The 21,861-nt window shown below is 59.3% G+C and carries 24 protein-coding genes and 1 pseudogene; 14 read left to right on the plus strand and 11 right to left on the minus strand.

The window, feature by feature from the left end; translation table 11 throughout:
• Window positions 1-299 precede the first annotated feature (299 nt).
• Window positions 300-905 carry a hypothetical protein gene (locus tag I53_RS16990; protein ID WP_244538868.1) on the plus strand — a complete coding sequence of 202 codons (606 nt, stop codon included), beginning with the start codon at window positions 300-302 and terminating at the stop codon, window positions 903-905.
• 52 nt (window positions 906-957) lie between these two features.
• Here the strand turns inward: I53_RS16990 and I53_RS16995 are convergent, their stop codons facing one another.
• From I53_RS16995 to I53_RS17005, 3 genes are all read right to left on the minus strand, one after another.
• On the minus strand, window positions 958-1,290 hold the full coding sequence (locus tag I53_RS16995; RefSeq protein ID WP_043352724.1) for a hypothetical protein: 333 nt from the start codon (window positions 1,288-1,290) through the stop codon (window positions 958-960).
• Window positions 1,291-1,626: 336 nt separating this feature from the next.
• On the minus strand, window positions 1,627-2,205 hold the full coding sequence (locus I53_RS17000; RefSeq protein WP_043352726.1) for an NADPH-dependent FMN reductase: 579 nt from the start codon (window positions 2,203-2,205) through the stop codon (window positions 1,627-1,629).
• A 72-nt stretch (window positions 2,206-2,277) separates the two neighbouring features.
• On the minus strand, window positions 2,278-2,694 hold the full coding sequence (locus tag I53_RS17005) for a hypothetical protein (protein WP_251982345.1): 417 nt from the start codon (window positions 2,692-2,694) through the stop codon (window positions 2,278-2,280).
• Window positions 2,695-4,539: 1,845 nt separating this feature from the next.
• Between I53_RS17005 and cysC the strand changes: the two genes are divergently transcribed.
• Window positions 4,540-5,169 carry an adenylyl-sulfate kinase gene (gene cysC, locus I53_RS31450; protein ID WP_374701338.1) on the plus strand — a complete coding sequence of 210 codons (630 nt, stop codon included), beginning with the start codon at window positions 4,540-4,542 and terminating at the stop codon, window positions 5,167-5,169.
• Window positions 5,170-5,222: 53 nt separating this feature from the next.
• Window positions 5,223-5,441 (plus strand): hypothetical protein, encoded by a 219-nt coding sequence (locus I53_RS17010; protein ID WP_043352728.1) that lies wholly within the window; start codon window positions 5,223-5,225, stop codon window positions 5,439-5,441.
• A gap of 149 nt (window positions 5,442-5,590) precedes the next feature.
• Here I53_RS17010 and I53_RS33345 read toward each other — a convergent pair whose 3' ends face one another.
• Window positions 5,591-5,851, minus strand: coding sequence for a hypothetical protein (locus I53_RS33345; protein ID WP_148291175.1), 261 nt, complete (start codon window positions 5,849-5,851; stop codon window positions 5,591-5,593).
• Window positions 5,852-6,186: 335 nt separating this feature from the next.
• Here I53_RS33345 and I53_RS33350 point away from each other — a divergent pair, with 335 nt between their 5' ends.
• The gene (locus tag I53_RS33350; RefSeq protein ID WP_187294367.1) at window positions 6,187-6,618 is read left to right on the plus strand and encodes a hypothetical protein; all 432 of its coding nucleotides are present in this window, start codon (window positions 6,187-6,189) and stop codon (window positions 6,616-6,618) included.
• Window positions 6,619-6,960: 342 nt separating this feature from the next.
• Here I53_RS33350 and I53_RS33355 read toward each other — a convergent pair whose 3' ends face one another.
• Window positions 6,961-8,034, minus strand: coding sequence for a sulfotransferase domain-containing protein (locus I53_RS33355; protein WP_148291177.1), 1,074 nt, complete (start codon window positions 8,032-8,034; stop codon window positions 6,961-6,963).
• A 408-nt stretch (window positions 8,035-8,442) separates the two neighbouring features.
• Entirely contained in the window at window positions 8,443-8,628 is a 186-nt protein-coding gene (locus I53_RS17015; RefSeq protein ID WP_043352729.1) for a hypothetical protein, read from the minus strand.
• A gap of 830 nt (window positions 8,629-9,458) precedes the next feature.
• Here I53_RS17015 and I53_RS34000 point away from each other — a divergent pair.
• The 7 genes from I53_RS34000 to I53_RS33365 all read left to right on the plus strand — a co-directional run bounded on the left by I53_RS34000 (window position 9,459) and on the right by I53_RS33365 (window position 14,079).
• Window positions 9,459-9,596 carry a hypothetical protein gene (locus tag I53_RS34000; protein WP_187294368.1) on the plus strand — a complete coding sequence of 46 codons (138 nt, stop codon included), beginning with the start codon at window positions 9,459-9,461 and terminating at the stop codon, window positions 9,594-9,596.
• Entirely contained in the window at window positions 9,593-9,880 is a 288-nt protein-coding gene (locus tag I53_RS17030) for a hypothetical protein (protein ID WP_043352734.1), read from the plus strand. The genes I53_RS34000 and I53_RS17030 overlap by 4 nt, the downstream gene beginning before the upstream one ends.
• A gap of 250 nt (window positions 9,881-10,130) precedes the next feature.
• Entirely contained in the window at window positions 10,131-10,301 is a 171-nt protein-coding gene (locus I53_RS34005; RefSeq protein WP_187294369.1) for a hypothetical protein, read from the plus strand.
• A gap of 24 nt (window positions 10,302-10,325) precedes the next feature.
• Window positions 10,326-10,583, plus strand: a complete 258-nt coding sequence (locus I53_RS17035) for a hypothetical protein (protein WP_043352735.1) — start codon at window positions 10,326-10,328, stop codon at window positions 10,581-10,583.
• Between the two features lie 469 nt (window positions 10,584-11,052).
• A complete protein-coding gene (locus I53_RS17040) occupies window positions 11,053-11,343 on the plus strand; it encodes a hypothetical protein (RefSeq protein WP_043352736.1) in 291 nt (96 codons plus the stop codon).
• A gap of 421 nt (window positions 11,344-11,764) precedes the next feature.
• A complete protein-coding gene (locus tag I53_RS33360) occupies window positions 11,765-12,853 on the plus strand; it encodes a hypothetical protein (protein ID WP_148291178.1) in 1,089 nt (362 codons plus the stop codon).
• A complete protein-coding gene (locus I53_RS33365; RefSeq protein WP_148291179.1) occupies window positions 12,805-14,079 on the plus strand; it encodes a putative sugar O-methyltransferase in 1,275 nt (424 codons plus the stop codon). The genes I53_RS33360 and I53_RS33365 overlap by 49 nt, the downstream gene beginning before the upstream one ends.
• A gap of 121 nt (window positions 14,080-14,200) precedes the next feature.
• Here the strand turns inward: I53_RS33365 and I53_RS32175 are convergent, their stop codons facing one another.
• Complete coding sequence (locus tag I53_RS32175) at window positions 14,201-14,545, minus strand: hypothetical protein (protein WP_251982346.1); 345 nt, start codon at window positions 14,543-14,545, stop codon at window positions 14,201-14,203.
• Window positions 14,546-14,966: 421 nt separating this feature from the next.
• Here I53_RS32175 and I53_RS33370 point away from each other — a divergent pair, with 421 nt between their 5' ends.
• Entirely contained in the window at window positions 14,967-15,239 is a 273-nt protein-coding gene (locus tag I53_RS33370) for a hypothetical protein (protein WP_148291180.1), read from the plus strand.
• Between the two features lie 555 nt (window positions 15,240-15,794).
• Window positions 15,795-16,193: a hypothetical protein gene (locus I53_RS33375; RefSeq protein ID WP_148291181.1), complete on the plus strand. Its 399-nt coding sequence runs from the start codon at window positions 15,795-15,797 to the stop codon at window positions 16,191-16,193.
• Between the two features lie 211 nt (window positions 16,194-16,404).
• Here the strand turns inward: I53_RS33375 and I53_RS34010 are convergent, their stop codons facing one another.
• From I53_RS34010 to I53_RS17060, 4 genes and pseudogenes are all read right to left on the minus strand, one after another.
• On the minus strand, window positions 16,405-16,560 hold the full coding sequence (locus I53_RS34010) for a hypothetical protein (RefSeq protein ID WP_187294370.1): 156 nt from the start codon (window positions 16,558-16,560) through the stop codon (window positions 16,405-16,407).
• A 312-nt stretch (window positions 16,561-16,872) separates the two neighbouring features.
• A complete protein-coding gene (locus I53_RS31460; protein WP_187294371.1) occupies window positions 16,873-19,734 on the minus strand; it encodes a glycosyltransferase in 2,862 nt (953 codons plus the stop codon).
• A 263-nt stretch (window positions 19,735-19,997) separates the two neighbouring features.
• Window positions 19,998-20,774 (minus strand): annotated as a pseudogene (locus I53_RS17055) (IS5 family transposase).
• 39 nt (window positions 20,775-20,813) lie between these two features.
• Window positions 20,814-21,011 carry a hypothetical protein gene (locus tag I53_RS17060; RefSeq protein WP_043352741.1) on the minus strand — a complete coding sequence of 66 codons (198 nt, stop codon included), beginning with the start codon at window positions 21,009-21,011 and terminating at the stop codon, window positions 20,814-20,816.
• Between the two features lie 480 nt (window positions 21,012-21,491).
• Between I53_RS17060 and I53_RS33380 the strand changes: the two genes are divergently transcribed.
• Complete coding sequence (locus I53_RS33380; RefSeq protein WP_148291182.1) at window positions 21,492-21,752, plus strand: hypothetical protein; 261 nt, start codon at window positions 21,492-21,494, stop codon at window positions 21,750-21,752.
• The last annotated feature ends 109 nt before the right edge of the window (window positions 21,753-21,861 follow it).

Raw genomic sequence — 21,861 nt, forward strand, 5'->3', positions numbered from 1 at the left:
ATCGCGCCAGCAGTGAGCGCCGGGGCAGGAGCGGATCGGATGCGTTCGTTCGGGCGGCCTTCCTGACGCCTCCGCCCGTATCGCTGCAAAGTCGGGGGCCGCGGTCGAGCACCATCCGGCCGGGCCGATGGTTTCGTGCCTCGCATCCGAATGGGGAACGGGATTCGACGCCGTGCGCGGCGCGGCCGCTGGCGCCGCGCGGTGCCCAGGGTCTCTCAGAGGGGGGCGTGTAATCCCATATCGCGGCCCCTGCGTTCCAAACAGTCGCTAGTTCTTGACGGGGCTGAAGCGACGCGCTCTTGCTGATTTCGTCCAGGGACAGTGGCTCTGAGTCGCGCCAGAGTTCTGCGCCCCTGCGTGTTCAGACTTTCGTCCGGTCCATGCTGGCAAGATCACTTCTCAACCGCTGGTCGATCTTTGCGTTCAATATGCTGATCGCGTTGCCGCTGACGCTCGCGCTCGTCGAGGTCGCCATCTTGCTCTGGGGCGCTGGATTTCAGCATCACGCCACGATTCACGAGGCCGGGCATCTGATCGAGGGGATGGGCGTGATCCTGATCGGTTGGGGCGTGGTGCTGGAAGAGCGCCCTGGCGTGAGCCATCTCCTCGGCGGCCTTCCGACCGAGGATCCCGATCGCGAGGCGGCGATCGACGCGCTCTGTCACCATTGCGGACTCGCTCTGCTGGTGCTGGGGCTCGTCGCCGAGATCCTCGTGCAATGCGTCGAGGTCCCCGATCACATCATCAATACGGACCGGATCGAGCGTGTGGTTCTGACCGGCGGGGCCGTATTCCTGGCGCTCGGCCTCGCCACGCTGGCGCGGCTCTCCGCCGGTCTCGCGGCATTCCGCGCGCCAATTCCCTTGGACCCCGAAGGCTCCCTGCCTGAGGCGGGGCCGCGCTGAGAGCCCTGAGCCCGACGACCGGTCCGGCTCTCTGCGGGGGACGGCGCGGCTGCTAGGCTGCGACGGCAGCCTCCGGTTCGACGAGGGTGAGATGCGACGGTCGCAGCACGTCGAGGCGCTCGTGCGCGTTGTCGAAGGCGGCCCGGATCGTCGTGCTCGCGTCCTCGACGGCAACCAGGACAGCCAGTTTCTGGGCGCTGGCGCGGTCGGCGACGCTGCGGGCGGCCGCGATCAGCGACTGCTCCAGGCCGAGAAATTCCGCCTCGGCATCCCGTCCCGCATCCCGCGCGGCCGATGCAAGACGGTCCAGTACGGCTTCCAGGGCATGGCGCAGGACAAGCGTCCGCACGCGCTCCTGCAGGAGCGCCCTCTCGTCGATCTTCATCGGAATCGGTCCGCGTTGGGGAACACGGCCAAGCTCTCATACTTTGGCTCACCGTGCAGCCACCTTTTTGCAACAGAGCAATACTGTCTCGTGCGCCGGGCGCGCGGCGCGTTCACCGTTTCGTCGGCGAGATCATGCAAAGTTGTTCTGCAATCGTGTGTCGAGTATTTGCTCATCCTGAGAATCGAAAGCGCTGTCTCGATCACTTCATGGCGCAAAATTGCGCGCATCGAGGTGCGCTTGGCCGTTCGAATACCTCCGATGCACCGGGGGCGTTGTCTCCCGCGAGGGGGCGATGACGCCGCCGCGACGGGGCTGGGGGCGGCCGGCTGCCGCTCAGTACGGCGTGCCGCGCTGGCGCCGGTCCCGCAGGGCCTCGGCGTGCCATTCGAGTTCGTCGAGGAAGCGGTTGGCCGCCGTCGTGATCCAGGGCTCGGCAGGAATGCCCTGGCTGTCGATGGCTTTCTGGAGCCGCGGGATCGGCAGGAGCGAGGGGATGCTGGACATGCCCATCTCGGCAAGCATCGCCCGCAATGCCATTGCCGCCCGGACGCCGCCGAACTGACCGGCCGAGTAGCAGCAGATGGCCGACGGCCGCCAGAAGTACTCTTCCAGGAAATGGTCGAGGGTGTTGGAGAGCGCGGGCGGGACGCCGTGATTGTACTCGGCCGTGACCACCAGGAAGGCGTCCGATCCGCGGAAGAGGTCGGCGAGGCGCTGCAGGGGCTCCGGCGCGGTGCCGGCCGGATATTCCTTGTACATCCGGTCGAGGAGCGGGAGCTTCAGCTCGGCGGGGTCCACCAGCGGGGCGGCGTGGCCGCGCGCCTCGAGTTGCGCGATCAGGAACTGCGCGGCGCGGTTGCCGATGCGGTCGGTGCGGACACTGCCGAGAATCACGGGGATGGTCAGGGGCATGGCGATCTCCGGTTCCCCCGATCATGCCAGAGGCCGGCGGACCACTCCAGACGCCAGGCGATCCCGGCCGGGTCAGGCCTGGGTGCTGCTGGTGAGTGCAGCCGCGATGCCCACCGGGCCGCCCGTCGCATAGGCGGCGATCGCCTTCGTCACCTGTTGCAGGAAGGATTGCAGGCCGTCGCCGCTGCCGGTCGCCGACGTGGCATCGGCAGTCGCCGTCGTACCGGTGGACGCGCTTGTGGACGACGCGCCGTCCGTTGCGGCGCCGGTCGGCGCGGATGTCCCGCTCTGCGTCGCGTCCGACGCCGGCCGATGGCCATGGGGGCCGCGACGGTGATGGACGGGCGCCGCGCCGTCCGCGGTCGGGCTCGACGACGTGCCGGTCGCGGAGGCTTCGTCGGCATTGGCGGTGGCGTCCGCCGGTGTGGTGACGCCGCTCTGAAGGCCCATCTGGCTGAAGTCGGATTGCAGTTGCAGGAGCGACGCCATCAGATCGTTCGACAGGGTCGGTGTCGATGTGGTGCCGGTCGTCTGCCCGGTGCTTCCGGTAGCCTGGGTGGTGGTCGGATCCTGGCCCGCCGTGGTCGAGGTGCCGGCCTCGATCCGGGCCGTATTCGCCGCACGCGCCTGTCTCAGGGCGCTGACAAGATCCCGCTGGAGAGAACTGCCCGTAACCGCATTCGCCGACATGCTACGCCTCCGCGACCGCCTTCGGTTCGGGGAGGCACGGCGCATTCCAGAATTTTCCCAATGATTTCAGCGACGCTCCCGGGCCGGGGACCGGCAGGATCGGCCCAGCGGCAGATTCTGCCGCTCTACCCCGCCGACAGGGGGCGGGTCAGGTCGGTGCGGCGCGGGGGGCTGTTCGTCGACGAAGACAAGCACGGCGATCTTGATCCGCTCAACGCTAGGCAGAGCCGGGTCGCCTCCTTCGGTCCCCGCCGCGGCCCGCCGACATTTCGGGTGCCGTTCCGAGTGAACGCGGTCGTCGACATGCGCGGCCGCCCCGAGACCGTCCGGTGGCGCTCGCGATCGGCATTTCGCCTTGAGCGCTGCGCGCGTCTCAGCCGTATCGACGGCCGGGATCTTGGGCCGGCGCACGGACGGGCTGAAGCGGCTGCTGACGAAGGGGCCCCGAGATCCGGTCGCAAGAACGGATCGGCATCAGCGACCAACGCCGTGCGATCTGAGAGGCGGGGCTGCGATGGGGGCTGATGGCGCCCCGGGCAGGACTCGAACCCGCGACACGGCGATTGACAGTCGGGGCCATGTCATTGGTTCGGAAGGACGGCGTTGCCGTGGGTTGAGTTGCGGCGGCCGGTCATGGTGAGCCCCGTTTGCCGCCGAACGGCGCGCCGACCAGGTCAACGCAACCATTTGGCGATGAGAAACTTTTGGACGTTCCGCCAGCGCTTAATCACAGGCTTCGCGAATACAGCAATGATTGGTGTATTAGAAAGATATTTTCTAATATCTATATATTGTCAGGCATTCGAACGATTTTGTCTTGATGTTTTTAGGACCCTATGGAATAAACCGTTTGCGGCGTTGAGCGTCAGACAATGACAGGTCGAAGTGAGGCCGATTTATTCGGCAGGCCTAATCAGTCTAAAACGACGAAATGAGTGTAATGCAAAACTCTAAAATTGCGCAAGACTGCAGATCAAAATTGATAGAATCTAGAAACATCGGTCAAAATCGCAACGAAAACCCAGTCGTTTCGTGCGAACAATCTGTCGCGCGGACACTGGGCTTCTCGCCTTCGCGGTCCCGCCGTCTCGCGCCCTTTCCTGCCCGCGGTGGCCTAGCCTCATGAGCGAGGGGTACGATCCGATTCGCGAAGCCGTCGCGGCACATCGATCCTCTGGCTGCACAGTAAGGCCATGGAGCATCAGAGACCCGCTTTGGCTGGTCGACAGTGAGTCCCCGACAGACGGAGATCTAATGGTGCTGGTCATGTGCCATGGCCTCATGGGCTCGCCACGCCGGCTGCAACGGGCCGCCGCGATGGCAAAGGATCCTGCGACCGTCTCCGAACTGCGCGAGGCTGCCCGGCCGCGAGCACACCGCGGACGCCACCCCGCGCTCGCGCGCCTAGAGGGTGACGGCTTGGTGGTCAGCCAGATCTGTCGGACCTGGACACGGTGAAGACGGCAATCGTGAACTTAGCCTTTTTGCGCCTTCCGACCGACAAAATTCATCCGTGGCACAGTGCCTATTATAGCACATTCGTCGTCGCATGAAGTGTGTAGGCTACCCTCAGGTTGTACGAACGGTAATTCTATGACTCAGCGTTCTGACGACGCGGGCCCCCGCAACCTTACATGGCACACGTTGCTACCTCGTGAGCAGCGGTGGCGCGCCTTAGCACAGCGCCCGGTGATAGCTTGGTTCACCGGCCTGTCTGGCGCAGGGAAGTCGAGCATTGCCAACGCAGTAGACCGCGCGCTTATTGAGGCCGGGCGTCACACCATGGTGCTTGACGGCGACAACTTGCGTCACGGTCTCAGCAACGACCTGGGCTTCGAAGACGCTGACCGCGTTGAGAATATTCGCCGCGCCGCCGAGACCGCACGCCTCATGGCTGAGGCTGGACTGGTAGTGATTGTTTCACTGATCTCCCCTTTTCGCCGAGAGCGCGCTATGGCGCGCAGCATAGCGGGCGACGTACCTTTTCTTGAGATATTCATTGATACGCCGATTCAGGTCTGTGAAGCACGCGATCCTAAGGGGCTCTATCATCGTGCCCGGGTCGGTGAGATCCCGCATTTCACCGGCATCTCCGCACCTTATGAACCTCCCGAGGCGCCAGACGTCGTAGTTCAAACTGAGGGATACACTATTAGCCAATCCGCTGCGTCACTCATCCCTAAGTTGATGCAGTCCTCCGTCGATATCAGAGCTGCAGCAAAGGAGGCCGGATCACGGAGTTTTGAAGTCGAAAGAGTGCATGGAATGACCTGACATAACGGCCCGGGCGTAGCAGACACATACAGATACATATATTCGTCTTCCGCATGGTGCGAACGATCGCGGCATCGGGGGCGCTTGTGGAAATTGTGCGAAAACGTCTCGAAGTCGGGCAGGATTATCGCTCGGTCAATGGCGATATCCACGGTGTCATCATCAAGATGTGGCCCGTCGAGAACGGATCGGAGGCCCTCGTCCGAACCCAATCCACCGGCGAAGTGGTACGCGTGTTCATCGCAGGCGAGAAACGACTGGAGAAGCGGTGACCTTTGGTTGAGCTGAACGATCAGCGATCTCAGACAAACGTTGCTTCGGTGGCGTCTCAAGCTTCCGCACGATCCAAGCTTGGTCACGAAGGGCGACCTCTTGGGTTGGTCATTAGAACAGGCGGCCTTGATGGCGGGCAGCGCCACGGTCACAGGTCAATCCAGGCGTGATTTAAGTCAATGTTGCCAGCAGCGTCGCGATAGACCTCAATCGTGTCGGGGACGCCCGGCGGCACCGGCGGGATCTCCTTCGCCGGCGATGGCAGCGTGATCGCAGCGAGGCAAAGGTGCCCGTCTTTCCGCGCGGGCGGCGGTGCAGGTTGTCGCCGAGAGTTGCGCAACGCCGTCCAGCCGAGCCGGTGAGCTCCGGTGCCGAACTGGTCGATGACGGCCAGCGCGTTCGCCCGCATCGCCGTTTATCTCGTCGGGATGAGATATCGGCACGGCAAGGCGTCCTCCGACAGGCGCTCGATCTGATCGCGCCCGGTTGCGGCGGCCGGCGGGAGTTGGAGGGAAGAGCGACTGGCCGACATTGGCGCCTCGATACTCGTCGCCCGTAGCTGGAGTGTGTGCAATCGAATGTGCGCTCCGGAGTATGCTACGCTCGGGAATGGCGCCACCGAAGCAATCAACGGCTAGCTCAAAAGCCGTTGAACCCCCGGTATCGCATAGTCTTCTCCGAGTAGAGCAAGTCTACAACGCCTTGATTAAGTTGATCCCGTCGCGGCAGCATATCGGCTCAATCATGTTCGACCGCCTCTTGCGCTTGGCTGAAGCAGTAGGCGCGTCCCGAGTGCTCTGCGGTAAGAATGGCCAGAGCGTCATCCGTCTCGCCGATCTCGACGGCATCATGGCTCGCATTGAAGATGAGATCGGGCCTGATCTGCCGGCACCTCAGCAAGACGGTCGGTTGTTCGGCCTGCGTCTACGTAGCGGCATCCAAGCGGCCTGGCGAACCTGTGAGATTACGAAAGCGTCGGGCAACGACGCGCCAGAGGTGTGCGAGATCGAGGGCGGGCCCGGTCACCTGACCTCTTGCATGCGTAAGCTGGGATGCCGTTCCTGTGCGATCATCGATCTGCCACAAGCGGTGAGGGTCCAGTGTATTATGCTCCCTGGTCCGTTCGGGGAGCATCGCGTCAGGTCAAGTCACCCGGTCCGCATCGTGTTTAGCTGATTCAGGCCGGAACACCCGAAACGGACCAGACGCATCGCTGGCCCGTGCTGATCAACATCGACAACATGCCCGAGATGCCGTCCTCCGCTGCCGCGCGCTACAGCGCGAATGTCGCGCAGGCATACGTTCATCGTCATCGGCCAGGAGTTGGGGACTCCGAACAGTTCTCACGCGCAGAACGTCATGGTCGATTTCGTCGCCCGCATGAAGCTCAAGCGGCCCAGCCGCTACTTCTCTTGGCTGCTGACCGGCTCCGTCGAGGATATCTACACCCGTCGTGCGTCAGTAGCGGGTGGAACGGCCGCCCAAAATGCCGGGCGGCCAGGAAAACATATGAGGGACTTATGGTGCGTAACCAAACTCTTCATAATAATAACGATAATGATCTACAATTCTATCCGCGGTCTCGGCAGATAGATAGTTTTTCCAGTCCCCGACAACGCCGTTTCTGAGAGGGCTGTTGGGATCCGCATGGCCGCGATCACGCCCGCTTGTCATAACCTTAAAATCGTTCTTTGTTGTGATATACCTCGCTAGCGCATCGTCTAGAACGAGGCCAAATTTTTGAAGTGCCCGCCGCAATTCTCCGGGCGCATCGTCTATGAGATCTTCGTAACGGACCACCTCACAATCGCTGCTCTTTTTCCAGGCGATCGCATCGTAGGCTAAGTAGATCGACGAAGACCATTTATGGATGTTGTCGAACTTCAGCATATCTTGCGCTGGCAGGTTGTCGAGATCGGGTCGATGGCTGCCTCGCATCATAGAAAACTTGTGAAAATATTCGGATACGACTTGGTCTCGCAGGTCTCTGCAAGCATGAAGAGTTACAAAATTTAGTCGCCGCAAATCGCTAACCACATTCAGGTGGTATGTCAGATGACCATGATAGCTTTCCGCATAGCCAACGTTTGGGAGCTCCCGTGCGTCAACGCCACTCAGATTTGCTGTGCCCATGTCGACGACACGGCAGCCGGGAAGATTGCCAAGAAGCCTATATACCCAAGTGGTGCCAGATTTTCCTGGGCCATTTCCTGCAAATCGCAGTCGTGAGCACTGCAAAAACAACTTTTCAATGCAATCAAGGCTGGATCGTAAGCTCGGCAAATCCACGTCGTCGACTATAAATCCGATTTCGGCAATTTTTGTGCTAAAGCGCTTATCAAATATGCAAAATACGTACTTGCCTTTATCAAGATCTTCGGCAACGCTCAAGCACTCGGTAAAATTAGTTTCGGAGAATGTCGGCTCATTGTACGCGGGGGCGATGGGCTTTCTTGACGCGTTTTCATCGATCGTCTCAATGGTGAAATGCAGGTTTTGCTGTAAATGCCTGCGCACTATTATAAACTCTGGGCGCCGCCCCAGAACCTGCCAGTCATATGGATAGATCAAGCTTACGGACAAGGCGAGCACCGTTGTAGTATTAAGACGCGTTACAGATCTCGCTCGCGCAAGGCGAGCGGCGGACGGGGATCATCAGCTGTCGTTGGCGCCTGAAACAGCCACCATCCTACCATTTACCGACTTATCTCTAATGCTGTAAGGCCAAATTCGCGCGTTGATCACGGCCGCGTGATCAAGTTGCGCTCTTGCCACGTTCCTGCTGGCGCGGCGCACGAAAAAACCGCCGCGGCCGGAGCCGGGCGGTTCGAGGTGACTGCTTTGGGGGTTGGTGAAAGGTAGACGGTGGCGGGGCCGATCGTAATCCGCCTCAGATCGATGGCCCCCGGTCGAGCTGGGGCGCAGCTTCTCGACCAGCCAGCGCAGATCGGACTGTGTCAGAGTCAGCACCAGTATCAGTGCGAGGCTCAGCGCGATCCCTCACTTGATGCCGAGAAGAATGCGCGTCTTCGGTGGCACGCCCTCATCGAAGTGGTTGGGCGTGCTCATCATCGGCATAAAGCCGACGCCCGTCAGAGTGATGAAGCAGCAGTTGGCCGCGGTGTCGACGATGAAGTTTTGGAACCCGCCGAACCGCCAAAGCCCGCCGAAGAACCCCGTCCCCACCGGCCCGATTGCCGGAAGGAAGACGCGCAGAACCCCGCGGTTCGATGGATCCGCCCCCCCCCCTGCCGGTGATCGCACGCATGGCGTTTGGCCGGCAGGTCCCCGTAGTGATCGCCGCTGCGAAGAGAATGAAAACCCGGACGCTTTCGCCGAGGTCGTCCGTCGACTCCGCGTGAGCGAGGAGACCGAAGCCGATCGTCAGCAGGCCGGATGTGAGCACGAGCCTCCAGGCGGCGCGGTCATTGGCCTGCCGGGCTTTGCTGATCGAGGCCGCCCCCGCTTCGCTGGGGGCGGCCGGTGGCGGGCCGCCCCGCGCATCGGGCGAGCGGATTTCGGCGCCGTCAGCCACTGCTGCAGCCTCTTAAGCGCTCTCATTACGGCGGTCTTAGAAGGCTCGAAACCTTGCCGCCGACGGATCAGGCGATGCATTCGATCCTGCTCGTCCGTTCGGCGTTGAGGGGTTCCAGGGTGGCGAGGTGGGGCGCGAGCTGACCGAGCTTCGCGGCCAAGCGCTCCATCGAAGCCGTGCGGTCGGCCTGCGTCTGCGAGATGACGTTGCGCGCGCCCGTGCTGCTGTTCCGCGCTGTTATCGCCTCGCGGTTTCGGCGATGCGCCGCTCCGAGATGGTCGGTGCCGCTCGTCCCAGCCAGCCGGAAAGGGTTCCGAGGGTGATCCTGAGGTTCGGCGTTCCGCACGGGTCCGCGGGGTGATCGACCTATCCGCCCTCTTGCACCAGGAGGAGCGCGAGCGCCCGCTGGAAGTGGGCGGCGGCCATGTAGTGCTCACTATACCAAGGATCGTGAAGCGGCAGCGCCGGCGGGCTGAAGCGCATGAAACGCCACAAGGGGCGCATCGATTTCTGGTGTGTGGCTGACGGGAAGCTCCTCGCCCAGGGCTGCCCGATCAAGACGGGCCGCATCCCGAGTTCCTCGCCGAGCTACCAAATCGCGGCGTCGGGCCTGTTGTGATCGACGAGCGCTTCAAGTTGCCATGGACGGCGACGCACTTCTCGCAGGCGTTCCGCAAGATCGCCCGGGCGGCCGGCTGGCCCGACGATCTGTGGAGCATGGACAGCCGCGCTGGTGCCATATCCGCGGCCTTCGAAGCGGGCGCAGACGCGCCCGACGTGATGCGGACGGCCACGCCTACGCAGATGGCGACGACGATGATCTGCAACCGCAGAGGCGTGGTCCAATCGAGCCGCGTCGCCGAGCTTCGGGCCGCGCGACGGAAGGGCCGCGGACAAGCCTGAAACAAGCCGCGGTAACAGGGGCTCGATCCGCGGTAACGCGAAGGTATCGCCCCGGCTGCTCCAAGCGCCTGAAGATGTCGGGAGAAGTGATGGCTCCCCGAGCAGTTATCCGATTTGCCTGTGCCGGCAATGCGTTAGGCGCCGCACCTTAGTCGAATCCGGGGTTTGAATCGCTTGAGCTTTTTTTCAGCGGCCGCCGCACCTCCGGCGCATCCTGGACCCCCTCCCCTGCCCGCGGTAGCCTCGCCTCATGAGCGCTGCCGACGATCCGATTCCCGAAGCGGTCGCAGCATTGGTCGCGGCCGGCTACATGGTCGAGCCTTTCGCCGAGGACCCCGCGCTCTGGCGGGTGAATGGCGAGGTGATGACCCGCTCAGAGCTTCTCAACGAGGCAACGCGAATGGGCCTCATGGACGGGTGAAGCCGCTGGCGCTAGCACTCGACCATGGCCACCAACCCTACCGTCTCCGAGCTGCGCAAGGCCGCCGAGATCACCGACCAGGAGATCGACGCCGCGGTTGACGCGATGCTCGCGGATCTGGCGACCGAGGCCTACCCGCTCGCGAAGGGCTGGACGCTCGACCTCGCCGAGACGCTCCGCACGAACACGCGCGCGGCCGAGGCGCTGACCACTGACAAGCCGGCCTGGAAGCGCAACATGGTTCGGACCGCGATCTTGCTGGCGCATCCGATCAAGGGATGACACCGCAGACGGCACCCGGGTGAATCTTCTTCGCCACCATATAGCTCTCAGAACCTATCCTCGGTTCCTCGGCATGCAATGGCTTCGCGGTTAGGATCTTCGGAAGCCTGATGGTCGTCAGGGCGCTGCTGCTCATGTTCGTTGAAGGTCGATAGGCCTACGCCATGCCCAGAGACCGCACTTTCCGGTTCGTTATGTACTCACTGGTCGCTGTCGGCGTCGCTCTGCTGTTGCTGCGAGAGTTCTTGGGGTGATGAGATGACCGAGGGTCCCGCTCCTCTACACCAGCAAGCCGCGATCCAGTACATGATGCGCCGCGTCGACGGATTCGCGCGCGGGCTAGGTCTGGACGAAGCAGTCACACGACAGATCGTTGAGTAGATCGCCGCCGACCTGCTTGATCGATCGGACAAGGAGCGGCTGGAGACGGCTCGCGAATGCCTGCTGATGGCCGCCTTGGCGTAGCAACATGACCTTCGTTTGGCGCCGCACCTTCCCCGACACGCACCACGATTTCGTCGCCGAGGAAGCGGGTCAGCACGTCGGGCGCATCAAGCGGATCGACGGGGGCCCGCAGAACGGCTCGTGGACTTGGACCTGTACGGGCTGCCAGCGCGGGCACGAGGCGACCGGCGTTCGGCCGCTCAACGGCGAGGCGCCGACCCGGGACGAAGCGATTGAGGCGCTTGCCGCCGCGTGGGGCCGGGCAAAGGCCTGGAGCGCAAGGACCAAGCTGCCGCTGGCACAGAGCGGACCGTGACCGGCCAGCAGAAGGGCTACCTGCAGGCGCTGTCCGCCCTGCGCTCCTAGCACCGTTGGCAGATCGAGCAGGCGATCGGCAACATCCAAGCCATGCAGACGCGTGAGAGCGCCATCGCCTACCTCGTCCTGCTGATCGCCGCCGATAAAAAGTATGCAGCCAAGGTTGAGGCGGCTGAACGCGATGGCGGACCACTAGAATGACGCGATCGAGAAAGTGGCTTCAACAAGGGGCGGGTCAAAGGCGGCAAACGGACGAATCGACGAACCAGCTTGTAGCAGTCATGGCGACATTGTCTGGAGCAGGCGAAATTTCGCCTTTTAGGACCAGTCCCTTTCGCAGCGCGCAACCCGAGGTTGACACTCCGAAAGAAATAGTCCTATTGGTTCAATAAATCACACGGTGCACGGAAGATTTTTGCATGGCTCATCTATTTTCAAATAGGCCAACCTTCGCAAATATCGCCGATGATCTGTTCGATTTTGGCTCAGGAAAATCGCTATCCGAGAAGCAGACTCAAAATCTTAAAATCATAATCGAACAGAATAGGCCGAAAGCCGAGGAAAGCGGACCGCTATGGTCAGGATTCGATGAGCGCTGTCGAGAAGAGTATCTCGACATTATTTCCGGGGAACCAAGCCGCATCAATAGTCTGATCGGCCGCCTGTTTGGCTCATCCATGACACGTGGGTTCTTGCAAGGAACTGACGATCACAACGGGTTAAAAGGTAGCGTAGACTCAAGACTGTTTGTCGGCTCCCTCATTCTCGATCGGTTCTACCGGCTGGCCGAGGCCGTGGGCGCAGCGCGGGTTCTCAGCGCCGAGCACGGTCAGACCCAGATCCATATCGCGGATCTGGATAGCATCATGGCGCGTATTGAGGATGAAGTCGGCGCGGACCTGCCAGCGCCTGAGCAGGACGGTGGGATGTTCGGCCTGCGCCTTCGAGGCGGCATATATACGGAACGGCATTTCGACGGGATCTATGCGGCATGGCGCGCTCGGGAGGTCGTCCGAGCGTCCGGCGTGAGCAGCCCATCACTTTGTGAGATCGGAGGTGGCGCGGGGCACCTAGCATTTTACGCGCGGCAATTCGGCTTTCGGACGTGTGCGATCATCGACCTGCCGCAGGCGATGCTCGTGCAGTACATTGTTCTGAGTACAGCCTTTGGTGATCATCGCGTTAGCGCAGAGCATTCGCTCAGAGATGGCATAGAGTTGATACAGGCCGGGACGCTAGAAGCCGACAATGTTCACCGCTTTGACGTCGTAATCAATGTCGATAGCCTGCCGGAAATGCCTCACGGGGTCGCCGAAAGATACCTCTCAAACATATCACGCGGACAAACATTTGTTTCAATCAATCAAGAGTCTGGGCTAGATACGGGCGATTACCAGTTAGGTGTAGTCCGCGACTTCGCCAACAAGATTCAGCTCAACCGATCGGCGCGATATCCGGCATGGCTGCGCACTGGCTATGTCGAGGAAATTTATACGCGGCGGGGCTGAGTAAGTCCCTGGGAGGAAAGCTGGCGCAATCGAGCGCCCGGCTGGCTTCGGCGCCCGAGGCTTACCACACAGAAAATGCGATCCTTGCTCCAATTTCGACAGCTGATGGTATCAATCTCGTGCAGACTCTCCCCGCAAGCACGTTCACGACCACGCTGACGGAATTGCCGCTTGGGTTCATTGGAAGGATCAAGGCATCCTATTGCGCCAGCTTCGTACAGTCGGCACCCGATCTGAACCCGCTCTGGACGTTCATCGCAGACAAGACCAAGGATCTACACGAAGAACTACTCGAAAGTTCGCTTTCGACTGATTTTCTAGATCGATGCGGCGACAACAACTTAAACTATGGCTTCGATATGTTGGCCGTCGAGTTCACACGCAGATTTAAAAATGACCTAGATTATAAAAATTATTGGATCGGCACGATTGTCTCTGATCTGGTTTACTTGGCCGAAGCAGTAGGTGCTAAGCGCTATTGGAATCCAGAAGGTGGCGCCGCCTTCCCCTATAAGGACAAACCTGAAGTTGGCGCCGTCGATGACCTCGTGGATGCCATCCAAGACAAGATACGTCACGAGATCTTATTTCCAAATCCCCTACCGAATGAGTTTGGCTTAGAGACCAAAAAAGGCATCCTTTCACAGCGGACAATTCATGCAATATATCAGGCGTGGCGCTTAAAACAGGTCTCAGATCTCTACGGATACAAGGTGATCGAGCTGGGGGGCGGCCTGGGCAAGACAGCCTTCTATGCTCTGAAATTCGGGATTCCTAGCTATACGCTAGTCGACATTCCTATGACGCTTGTGGCTCAGGCCAACTTCCTCGGTCGGCAGTTTGATCCGGATACGATCTCTCTCGCCAACGAACCCGAATCCGACAAGACCAAGATTCGACTGCGCTCAACCGCTTGGTTCAATACGACAGATGAGAAATTCGACATTCTTCTCAACGTCGATTCGCTTACCGAGATGAAGCTCGATATAATGCGTGAATATGCTGACGATTATCTGCGAAACGGAAAGGTGTTTCTGTCGATCAACCACGAGGCTAATGAGCAGACGGTTGGAGGGATGTCCGAGCTTGCGCCGTACTGCATCAGCCGCGCGCCGTATTGGCTGAGACAAGGATATATCGAAGAAATTTTCCTGAAGCAAAACGGCACGCATCCGCCAGCTGCTCAGGGCGCCGCCTTTTGGCGCTGGTTTCTGAAGGCAAAATAAGTTCCGGCTCAACTGTCTCTGGCCGGGTTATTATCGTCAGAGTCATTGGCTAGCAGCTAGGGCCGCGGCTATTCCGGGGCTCTAAGACTACGAATTGTGCCGAATCGAAGCCGCCGCGCTATCAGCTCCATTTGCCCTGCCCCGTTTCTGCTCTCGGAGCGAGGGAATGCGCGATCTCACTAACGTATGAGCCGAGCCAATACGCAACACGACTCATCAGCGGGCGCGGACTGCGAATTCCCCGACCGACTGCTCCCAGGCCTGCCCGAGGTTTCGTCCGATAGCTGGAGAAGCGGTCAAACCCTATCCGGGCGGGCTCGACTGCGATCACCGGCCGGTCGTTAACAATCACGGCGCCAGCATACTCCACGCGCAGAAAGCCGTGTTCTGGATGGATGCCAAAGAGCTGCTGCTGTGTCCGACCCAACTGATGCGCCTCAGCGCCGAACTGATCGAGGAACGCCATCGCGTTCGTGTCCATCGCCGCCCACTTCGCCGTCAATAGATACCGGCATGGCGAGGCACGCTCGGCCAGGCGCTCGATCTGGTCGCGCTTTGAGGCGATGGCGGGCGGGAGGGCGTTAACAGGTGAAGGAGATCGTGAGGCCCTCAACCGCCAACTCGCAGCTTACGGGCATATAGACTCTACCGGAAGATAGTGAGGCGTGAGGCCCACTCTTCAGTCCTGCACGTACTGTGAAAGCGAGGCTCGGTCGATTCCGGGGTCGGGCCTCAACCAGGGCAAATTATCCCAGTCTGACTCCTGGCACAAGTTAGCCGTGATCGGGTAGCGCAAATCGATAGTAGCTCATCAATCCACGCCGACTGTAGCGACTCTGCCACAAACGGTTACTTCGGGTTATGGTACATTCGGATCGGAGGACCAAATGACCAACGGCGCAGAAGCAATAACAAGTGCTATCAACTCTCTCAAAGAGTTGTTCAGGCGCAATGGGCTAAGCGATAAATTCTACATAGAGTTCGACGACAATATTTCTGGTCGTTCGCTGCATTCCTTCATTGTAAACGGTCTTGAAATTGCAAACGATCCAAGTGTCTGGCCCCAAGGCGGGCCCGAATACAAATTCATCTGCCGTGACCAGATTGAGGTTTTGGGTGTACGGATCCGTTGGCCAGTGCAGAGCACTCCAGGCGGCTAGGATGCAACGTTTAGAAACCCGATCTTTGAAGCATCTCTGAATTTTCTAAAATTAACTATTACGTAAGGCCTTCGCAAGCCTTCCGTATTCTCGCGATAGACCCGCGGCCGTGACCTGGCATCTTAGTAGCGCCAAATTTGGAGGACGACCATAAATTCCCGTCGCCAGTGTTTCCGGTTGTGCTTTCAGCGACAGCCGCCTCAATCGGATGACGCGGACTCAATCGTAAAAAGTTCAAACAACTCATCCTTGCGGAGGGTCACATAACACCAAACGAAGGGCCGGCCTCAATAAAACATACCGTCCTTCATGATGAGGCCCGAAGAATCCTTAAACATAAGGCATGACGGCGGCGTGCCGCGCGACGTTTCACACCGGTCGCCAGCACAATATTATCAAATGTGCGAGAATTCGGATGCCCGACCCAAAAACGCGGTTCTTCAAACCAAGTGCCGGCATCCCCATGGCCCAATCGGCTGGCAGGGTTGCTAGATTTGGTTTGCTTATTTCTGCGGCACATTAATCAGTCGAACCCTAAAGAGCGGCCGAAGTCATATGACCAATAGAAAATTCGAAGCCAAACTCGTATCAGGCAAGTCTCGCGCCGCGCTAGAATTTATTGATGATAACGGATTGAGGTCATCGATGGAGCTTGATGCGGATCAAATAATGGCGCTCATGGAGGGGCTGGCGCAGATCCGAGCTAATATGTTGCCTGAAATACCTGACAACTTTCGCGCCAGGCGGCCTAAGGGTGACGGCAACGCGATGTTGATGAATCCTAAGATCGAAGTTGTAAAACCGAGCAACGGGCCTATCCGCTTCATGGCCATTCGAAGCGCCGCATACGGATGGATCGCGGTCGCGTTGAAAGAAGAGGAAATTGGCGCTCTGATCTCTCAGCTGACTGGCGAAACGGACATCAGCTACTTACCATCAGTTGGGAACGCATAAGCGTGCTATGTTGGCAGCCCATCTGAGAGGGTCAATCGGCTTCAACAGTGGGAAATCCGTTCGGTCAGGTTCAGGGATGGCCGATGTTAACAGCTGCCGAATCTTGCCCGCGATGTCGCCGCTCGCCATCCACTGACTGGTTGAATTTTGGCGCACGAACAAACCCACGCCAGCGAGCCGGGCGAGCTTGTTCCGGCCGACGCGCCAAAGGTCAGCTCAGGGCAAGCAATGCTCGCAGACAGCTGGCTTGGTCTTGATAGCGGCTCCCACCGCCGATCGTCGCTCCGTTCGCGTCCGCGATGTACCAGCCGCTATGGATGGGGCTGTCCGGCTTCTCGTGGAAGCTGATGTAGGTGACCTTCATCATACTTCGGGCCCTCGGCTTTCTTGTGGTGAGACAAGCCGATCCGCAGATGGTTGTTCCTAAAGCCTCCCTTGAGGATATGAAAGAACCCGGCTTGGCGGTGCTCGCGCCGTAAACAAATCTTGGCCAGAGTTAAGTGAGCGTCACAGCAATCGCGGCCGCGCTTCAGTATGCGTTGCCGCGAAGGCAATTTTAATGGATCTAGGCCAACAACATCCGCTGAGGCCTAGATCCAATTTTATTTTAATTTTGCAGCTAATAGTCAGCTTCTCTCAGCCGCGCAAGACGCAGAACGCGGGCGCCTGACTGGTAGCATCAGACGCATATCCGTCCAGTTCGGAGGGCGACGTACACTTCTGGCAGTAGCGCAAATTGCCCTGTCGCTATGCGCTGCATCTGAACCGCCAGATTGAACGGAGCATACATGCTCGCATTATCTCTAATGCTGTTCGCAATCGCTCGCTCGTCGGCGTTAGTCTGAGTAACACCGAGCCCGCGCCTGAGAGTATTGGCCCACCCGATCTCCTCTTCACTCAGATCCTTGGCGAGTTTAGCGAATTTGTCAGATGGCGAGCCTGCACGCTCGGCCTCTTCATCCAAGTTGATCGCATTGACGATTTGTACTCGCCGATATCGCTTCATGTTTACTGCGGATGGAGATGCAGCTCCGAGCGCCTCCACGACGTGGTGCATCGTGATCATAAAGTTGGTGTTGTACGGAGGTCCGGCTAGAATCTGGTCGGCTACATTTGAATAATGCCGATCTTGTTGAAGATCGGTTGCGAGGAGAGCCGCGCCGACGTCTGGCAGATTGTTGAACAGTGTGAAGCCGAATGATTTCCGCGATACCCCCTGGATTCCAAGTGGCTCAGGAACGACGACCGTTTTCTTCGACTCAAGTAGAGCGACGTTGGCGATGTAATAATCTGGGAATGGCGAGTGGAATATTTTCCCGTCACGACGCATTCGTCCCAGCAGGCGCTTGCTGAAAATGCAGGCCTGCATGTTATAAGTGAAGCTCCTGCGGAAATTTAAAGAACCGAGCACAGATAATTTCGCAACCTCGGCGTCCAACACGAAGGGCCGCGTCGCCTGATGGAAGAAGAAGCCGTTTGAAACCTTGTCGACGTAACCCCACGGCTCATCCAGTCGAACCATTGGATGGATAAACTGGATTAAGGAGGTATAGATAAATTCGGGACGATCAAATTCGTGTACGATATCTGCGATCTTGCTTAGAGCGCCGGGCGGGAAGCCATCATCATCGCCGGTCAGGATTACATAGTCACCCGTAGCGCAATCAATCGCCCCGTTCCAACTTTCTGTAACGGGCGCGAAGGCATCAGATCGGACACACTTCACACGTGAGTCATTGAGCGAAGCGACATAATCGACAACGGGCTCGTTTGAGCCGTTATCGTAGACGATGCAATTCCAATTGTCGTAGTCCTGCGCTCGCAAGGTAACGAGTGCATCTTTGACCAACGATAGTCTGTTGCGGGTCGGAATCACCACTGAAATTGAGGGACGCGCTGCCGCCTCCGGAGCTCCGGGTCGCGCGAGGGGGCGAAGCCGATCCCAGGGATGCAAGTCACCGCGGGCAAACGGGTGACCAAGTTTCCTCAGCCCTGTCGGCACCGGCCCCCGGTACTCGCCCCAGCTGAACGTCGCTAGGATCTCCCGCTCGCCGTCATCTGCTTCCATGAACTCACGCACGCGATTGTCGGAGATCATGACGTTGGCTTGATCACCCAGCCTGAAAGTTCCGCTCTCCGGCCAACGCTCCGTCTCAAATGCGCGGCCATCAGCGCCGACTAAAATCGGCTTCAGAGATCGGCGTGCCAAACGGGCGCACAAACTGCTCCGGCCGCTCTCGAAGAGCATGCAATCCGTTCGATCATTGCTGAGCTCGAAGCCGAGATCCAGCAGGACGGCGCGACGCATCATGAAGCCCGTCGATCTGATGTGCGGACTCGGAAACTTTACGTCGAAGATTTCGTAGCCGGATAGTGAGCCCTCCGCGGAAATGGTATTAGCCCAATGATGTCGGTACGCTAGGATGTCGTCGAGCTCGACGACGGATTCATCAATCATACCTTCATCAATAAGCCGACGGACAGCGTCTTGACGCTCGGAGATTTTCGATTTTTGAGGGAACCAGCGGTCAATACGGGACGCAAAGAACGCCTCTACGTCTAGATCGAGGCGACGTTCAGTATGGAGCATCCACATGACCTTGTCGTGGCTCATGATGGAATCTTGGATGCTCTCGTATGAGGCAGTTGCCGCCGTAACGCCAACCGTCGGGTCCGTAAAGGGCCGTTGCAACTTCAGCAGCCAATCGTCGACCAGTATTTCAGAATGCGTGTTCAGAAAGCACACGAACTCATGTGTCAGCAATTTTGCCGCGTGGAAGTAAGCCTGAATGTCATAACCATCATCCGGAATATCTATGTATTGAACCGGCATGCCAATAAGCGTCGCCTCAATAGCGCGTCTTGCCCCTGGAGCGCGTGCCTCGCCTTTCCTGATGATAATCAGGTCATGATCGAGACCGGCCGCAAATTTATGGTAAGAAATAAGAAACCTTTTGAAATCCGCAGGACTTCCGTCGATTGAGCGAGCAAGATAGACGAGAGCGGTATTCGCGCGCGCGACGATTTTATTGGCGTTAACCGGCTTCGTTTCGGCTGCAATACGTGCCGCTGTATGATCATCATCTGCGCCTACATTACGATACCACTCCGCGATGGCGTCGCAACGTTCTCCTAGTAGATTGTCATGGTTTAGGTAGTGGATCCATGGGTTATTGAACTCTGCCTCGAAGCCGGGATGCCGACGTATGTAGAGTTTTGCATCGAATGCCGGATGGGGATCTCGACCTTCTGCGCCACCGTATTTCAGAAAATGAAAAAATGGATCGAGGCCCGCTTCCGCGACGTCTGGATTGCGGTTTAGATACCATGAAGATGCGAACAATGGATGAGGATCGAATCCTTCAGCGCCCCGTTGCTTTAGGTAGTGCGCCAGAATAGTGTCTGGAGAGCCTGTTAGATTTCCGTGTTTGGCAATGTACCATGTGTAATCAAAGTATCTGCCGCAGACATCTGTGACGTCGCCATCAAAGATGTCGGCGGCGAAAGTTGAATTATCTTCGTTTTGATCAGTATGGTCCATGATTCGTCGCATTTGATACCGTGGGATCGATCCAACTTACCGCCGTCGTCTCGGGACCGGCAACCCCAGGTCGTCGCCACCGATTTGTCGCGGTCCTGCTTCCCGCGCATGGCGTTCGGGCGGCCCAGCGTGTAATTGTTAAAGCAATATACGGGTGGGCAGAGCGAGGCGTTGTCTTGTCGGAGAGGTATGGCGCTTATACGCCCAGCCGCTAGATTTCCCTCTTAGGGGCTGATACGGATTGCAGCGAAGTCGGCGGCCCTTCAGAGGAGCAGGACGCTGAAGGCGACGAGATGCAATCCGGCCCGAGTGGCGGGCAGGCGCTCCTAGTCACGAGCCAGTCGGCGGAAACGGGCGATCCAAGCAAGGGCGCGTTCGACGACCCATCTGCGTGGCAGCTGGACAAAGCCGCGCTTGGCCTCGGGTAGCTTCACGACCTCCAGGGCGATGCCGTGATCGGCTGCCGCCTTCGCCGCACGCTCGCCGGTATAGCCCTGATCGACGTAGGCGAGATCCACGCTGTCGCCGGTCGCCTCCTGCACGGCATCAGCCAATGTGGCCACAGCGGCGCGGTCATCGGCATTGGCGGGCGTGACGTGCAACGCCAGCACCTGCCCGAGCGTATCGACGGCCGCGTGCAGTTTCGAACCCCGGGTGCGCTGATGGCCGTCCCAAGCGGCGCGGGCCCCGCTCTCCGGCGTCGAGCGCAGCGTCCGGCTGCCGAGGACCACGGCCGAAGGTTCCTCGGTCCGGCCCGAAGCCAGGCGCAGCACGGCGCGAAGGTCGCGGACTAAGGTCTCGAAGCAGCCCGCCCTCAGCCAGCGTTGGGCTTGATCGTATACGACGTACCAGGGCGGCAGATCGTGGGGCATCGCACGCCAAGCCACGCCGTATCGCACCACGTAGCGCAGCCCGTTGAACACCTTCCACAGACTGTGCTCGCGCTGAGCGGCCGTTTCGGGAAGCAAGGTCAGGTAGGGGGCGACCAGCGCCCACTCTTCATCGCTGACATCAGACGGATAGGCGTGACGGGACTGCATCCCTACGAAACTGGCGCGGTCGCAACTCCGTAGCAGCCTCTAGGCCAGGCCGCCCGATGTCGGAACACTCAGCGTCTTCCCGGCCCGGGTCACGAGCTTCGAGAAGGCGAACGCGGCTGCAGATGCCTGGGCCTTGGATGGGAACGTCCGATCCGATCCCATCACCGTCACGTCTGAGGCGTCGAGCAACGCCCGGGTCCAGAGGTGGCGGCCGATTGGGCGGATCTCGAAGTGCATGACTGGCTCGGTATGCGACTAGACATACCTGCATGATGCGCTGCGAAAAGACCTGCCTTGTTAATGGCTTGGCCGACGCAACAACCTGCGCCGGCTAAGACCGCGGTTGCCCCCGACATCCTCGTAGATCACAGGCACGATCAGCCGCGGCCTTTCGCAGCATATTCCAAGACCGGCGGTCCCCAGGTCTGCCCAGGCTTGGTCCGATAGCCCGAAAATCGGTCGAACACGGTCCGGTCGGGCTCGACAGCGACCACCGGGTTGCCGTTGACCATTAGGGCGCCGGCATGATCCACGTGCAGGAAGCCGCGCTTCGAAAATTAGTTGTGCGCGCTATACAATTCCGCTAGCCGGAAGCTCACTGAATAAGCAGGCTGGCGGTCAGATCACAACGGGCCTGCCTGCAAATCATTGCTGCAGTTCCGTGCCAGTCATCGATGCTCAAAATATGCAAGCAAAGATAGTACTGCGGACGGATTTATGATGGACGATCCTGATTATAAGATGACGTTTGCGGTGATCTCTGAGCTGAAAGATGTATTTTTGACCGGGCATGCTGAACAGGCTGGTGCGTGCGTATCGATCGCTAAGGCAGGACTCTTAGCCGTTGATGAATGGAAAGGGTCAGATTCGTCTATCGCGAGTAAATTTCGGCTGTTAGGTGAGCATCGCGACCTAACTGGTGATCTCGGATCGGCGCATTCAGGCGTGGTTGAACGGATAAGTAACCGCGGAAATTAGGAGGGCAATCTGATGGCGCAACGTTCGAGCCCATGGCCGGTGCGACGGTTGAGAGGCGGGCGGCGAGTATGATTTCGCCCACCCCGGTATTTCGCTCACGAACGTCTCG

Origin of the sequence: Methylobacterium sp. B1, assembly GCF_000333255.1 — a bacterium.
Lineage (GTDB): Bacteria > Pseudomonadota > Alphaproteobacteria > Rhizobiales > Beijerinckiaceae > Methylobacterium > Methylobacterium fujisawaense.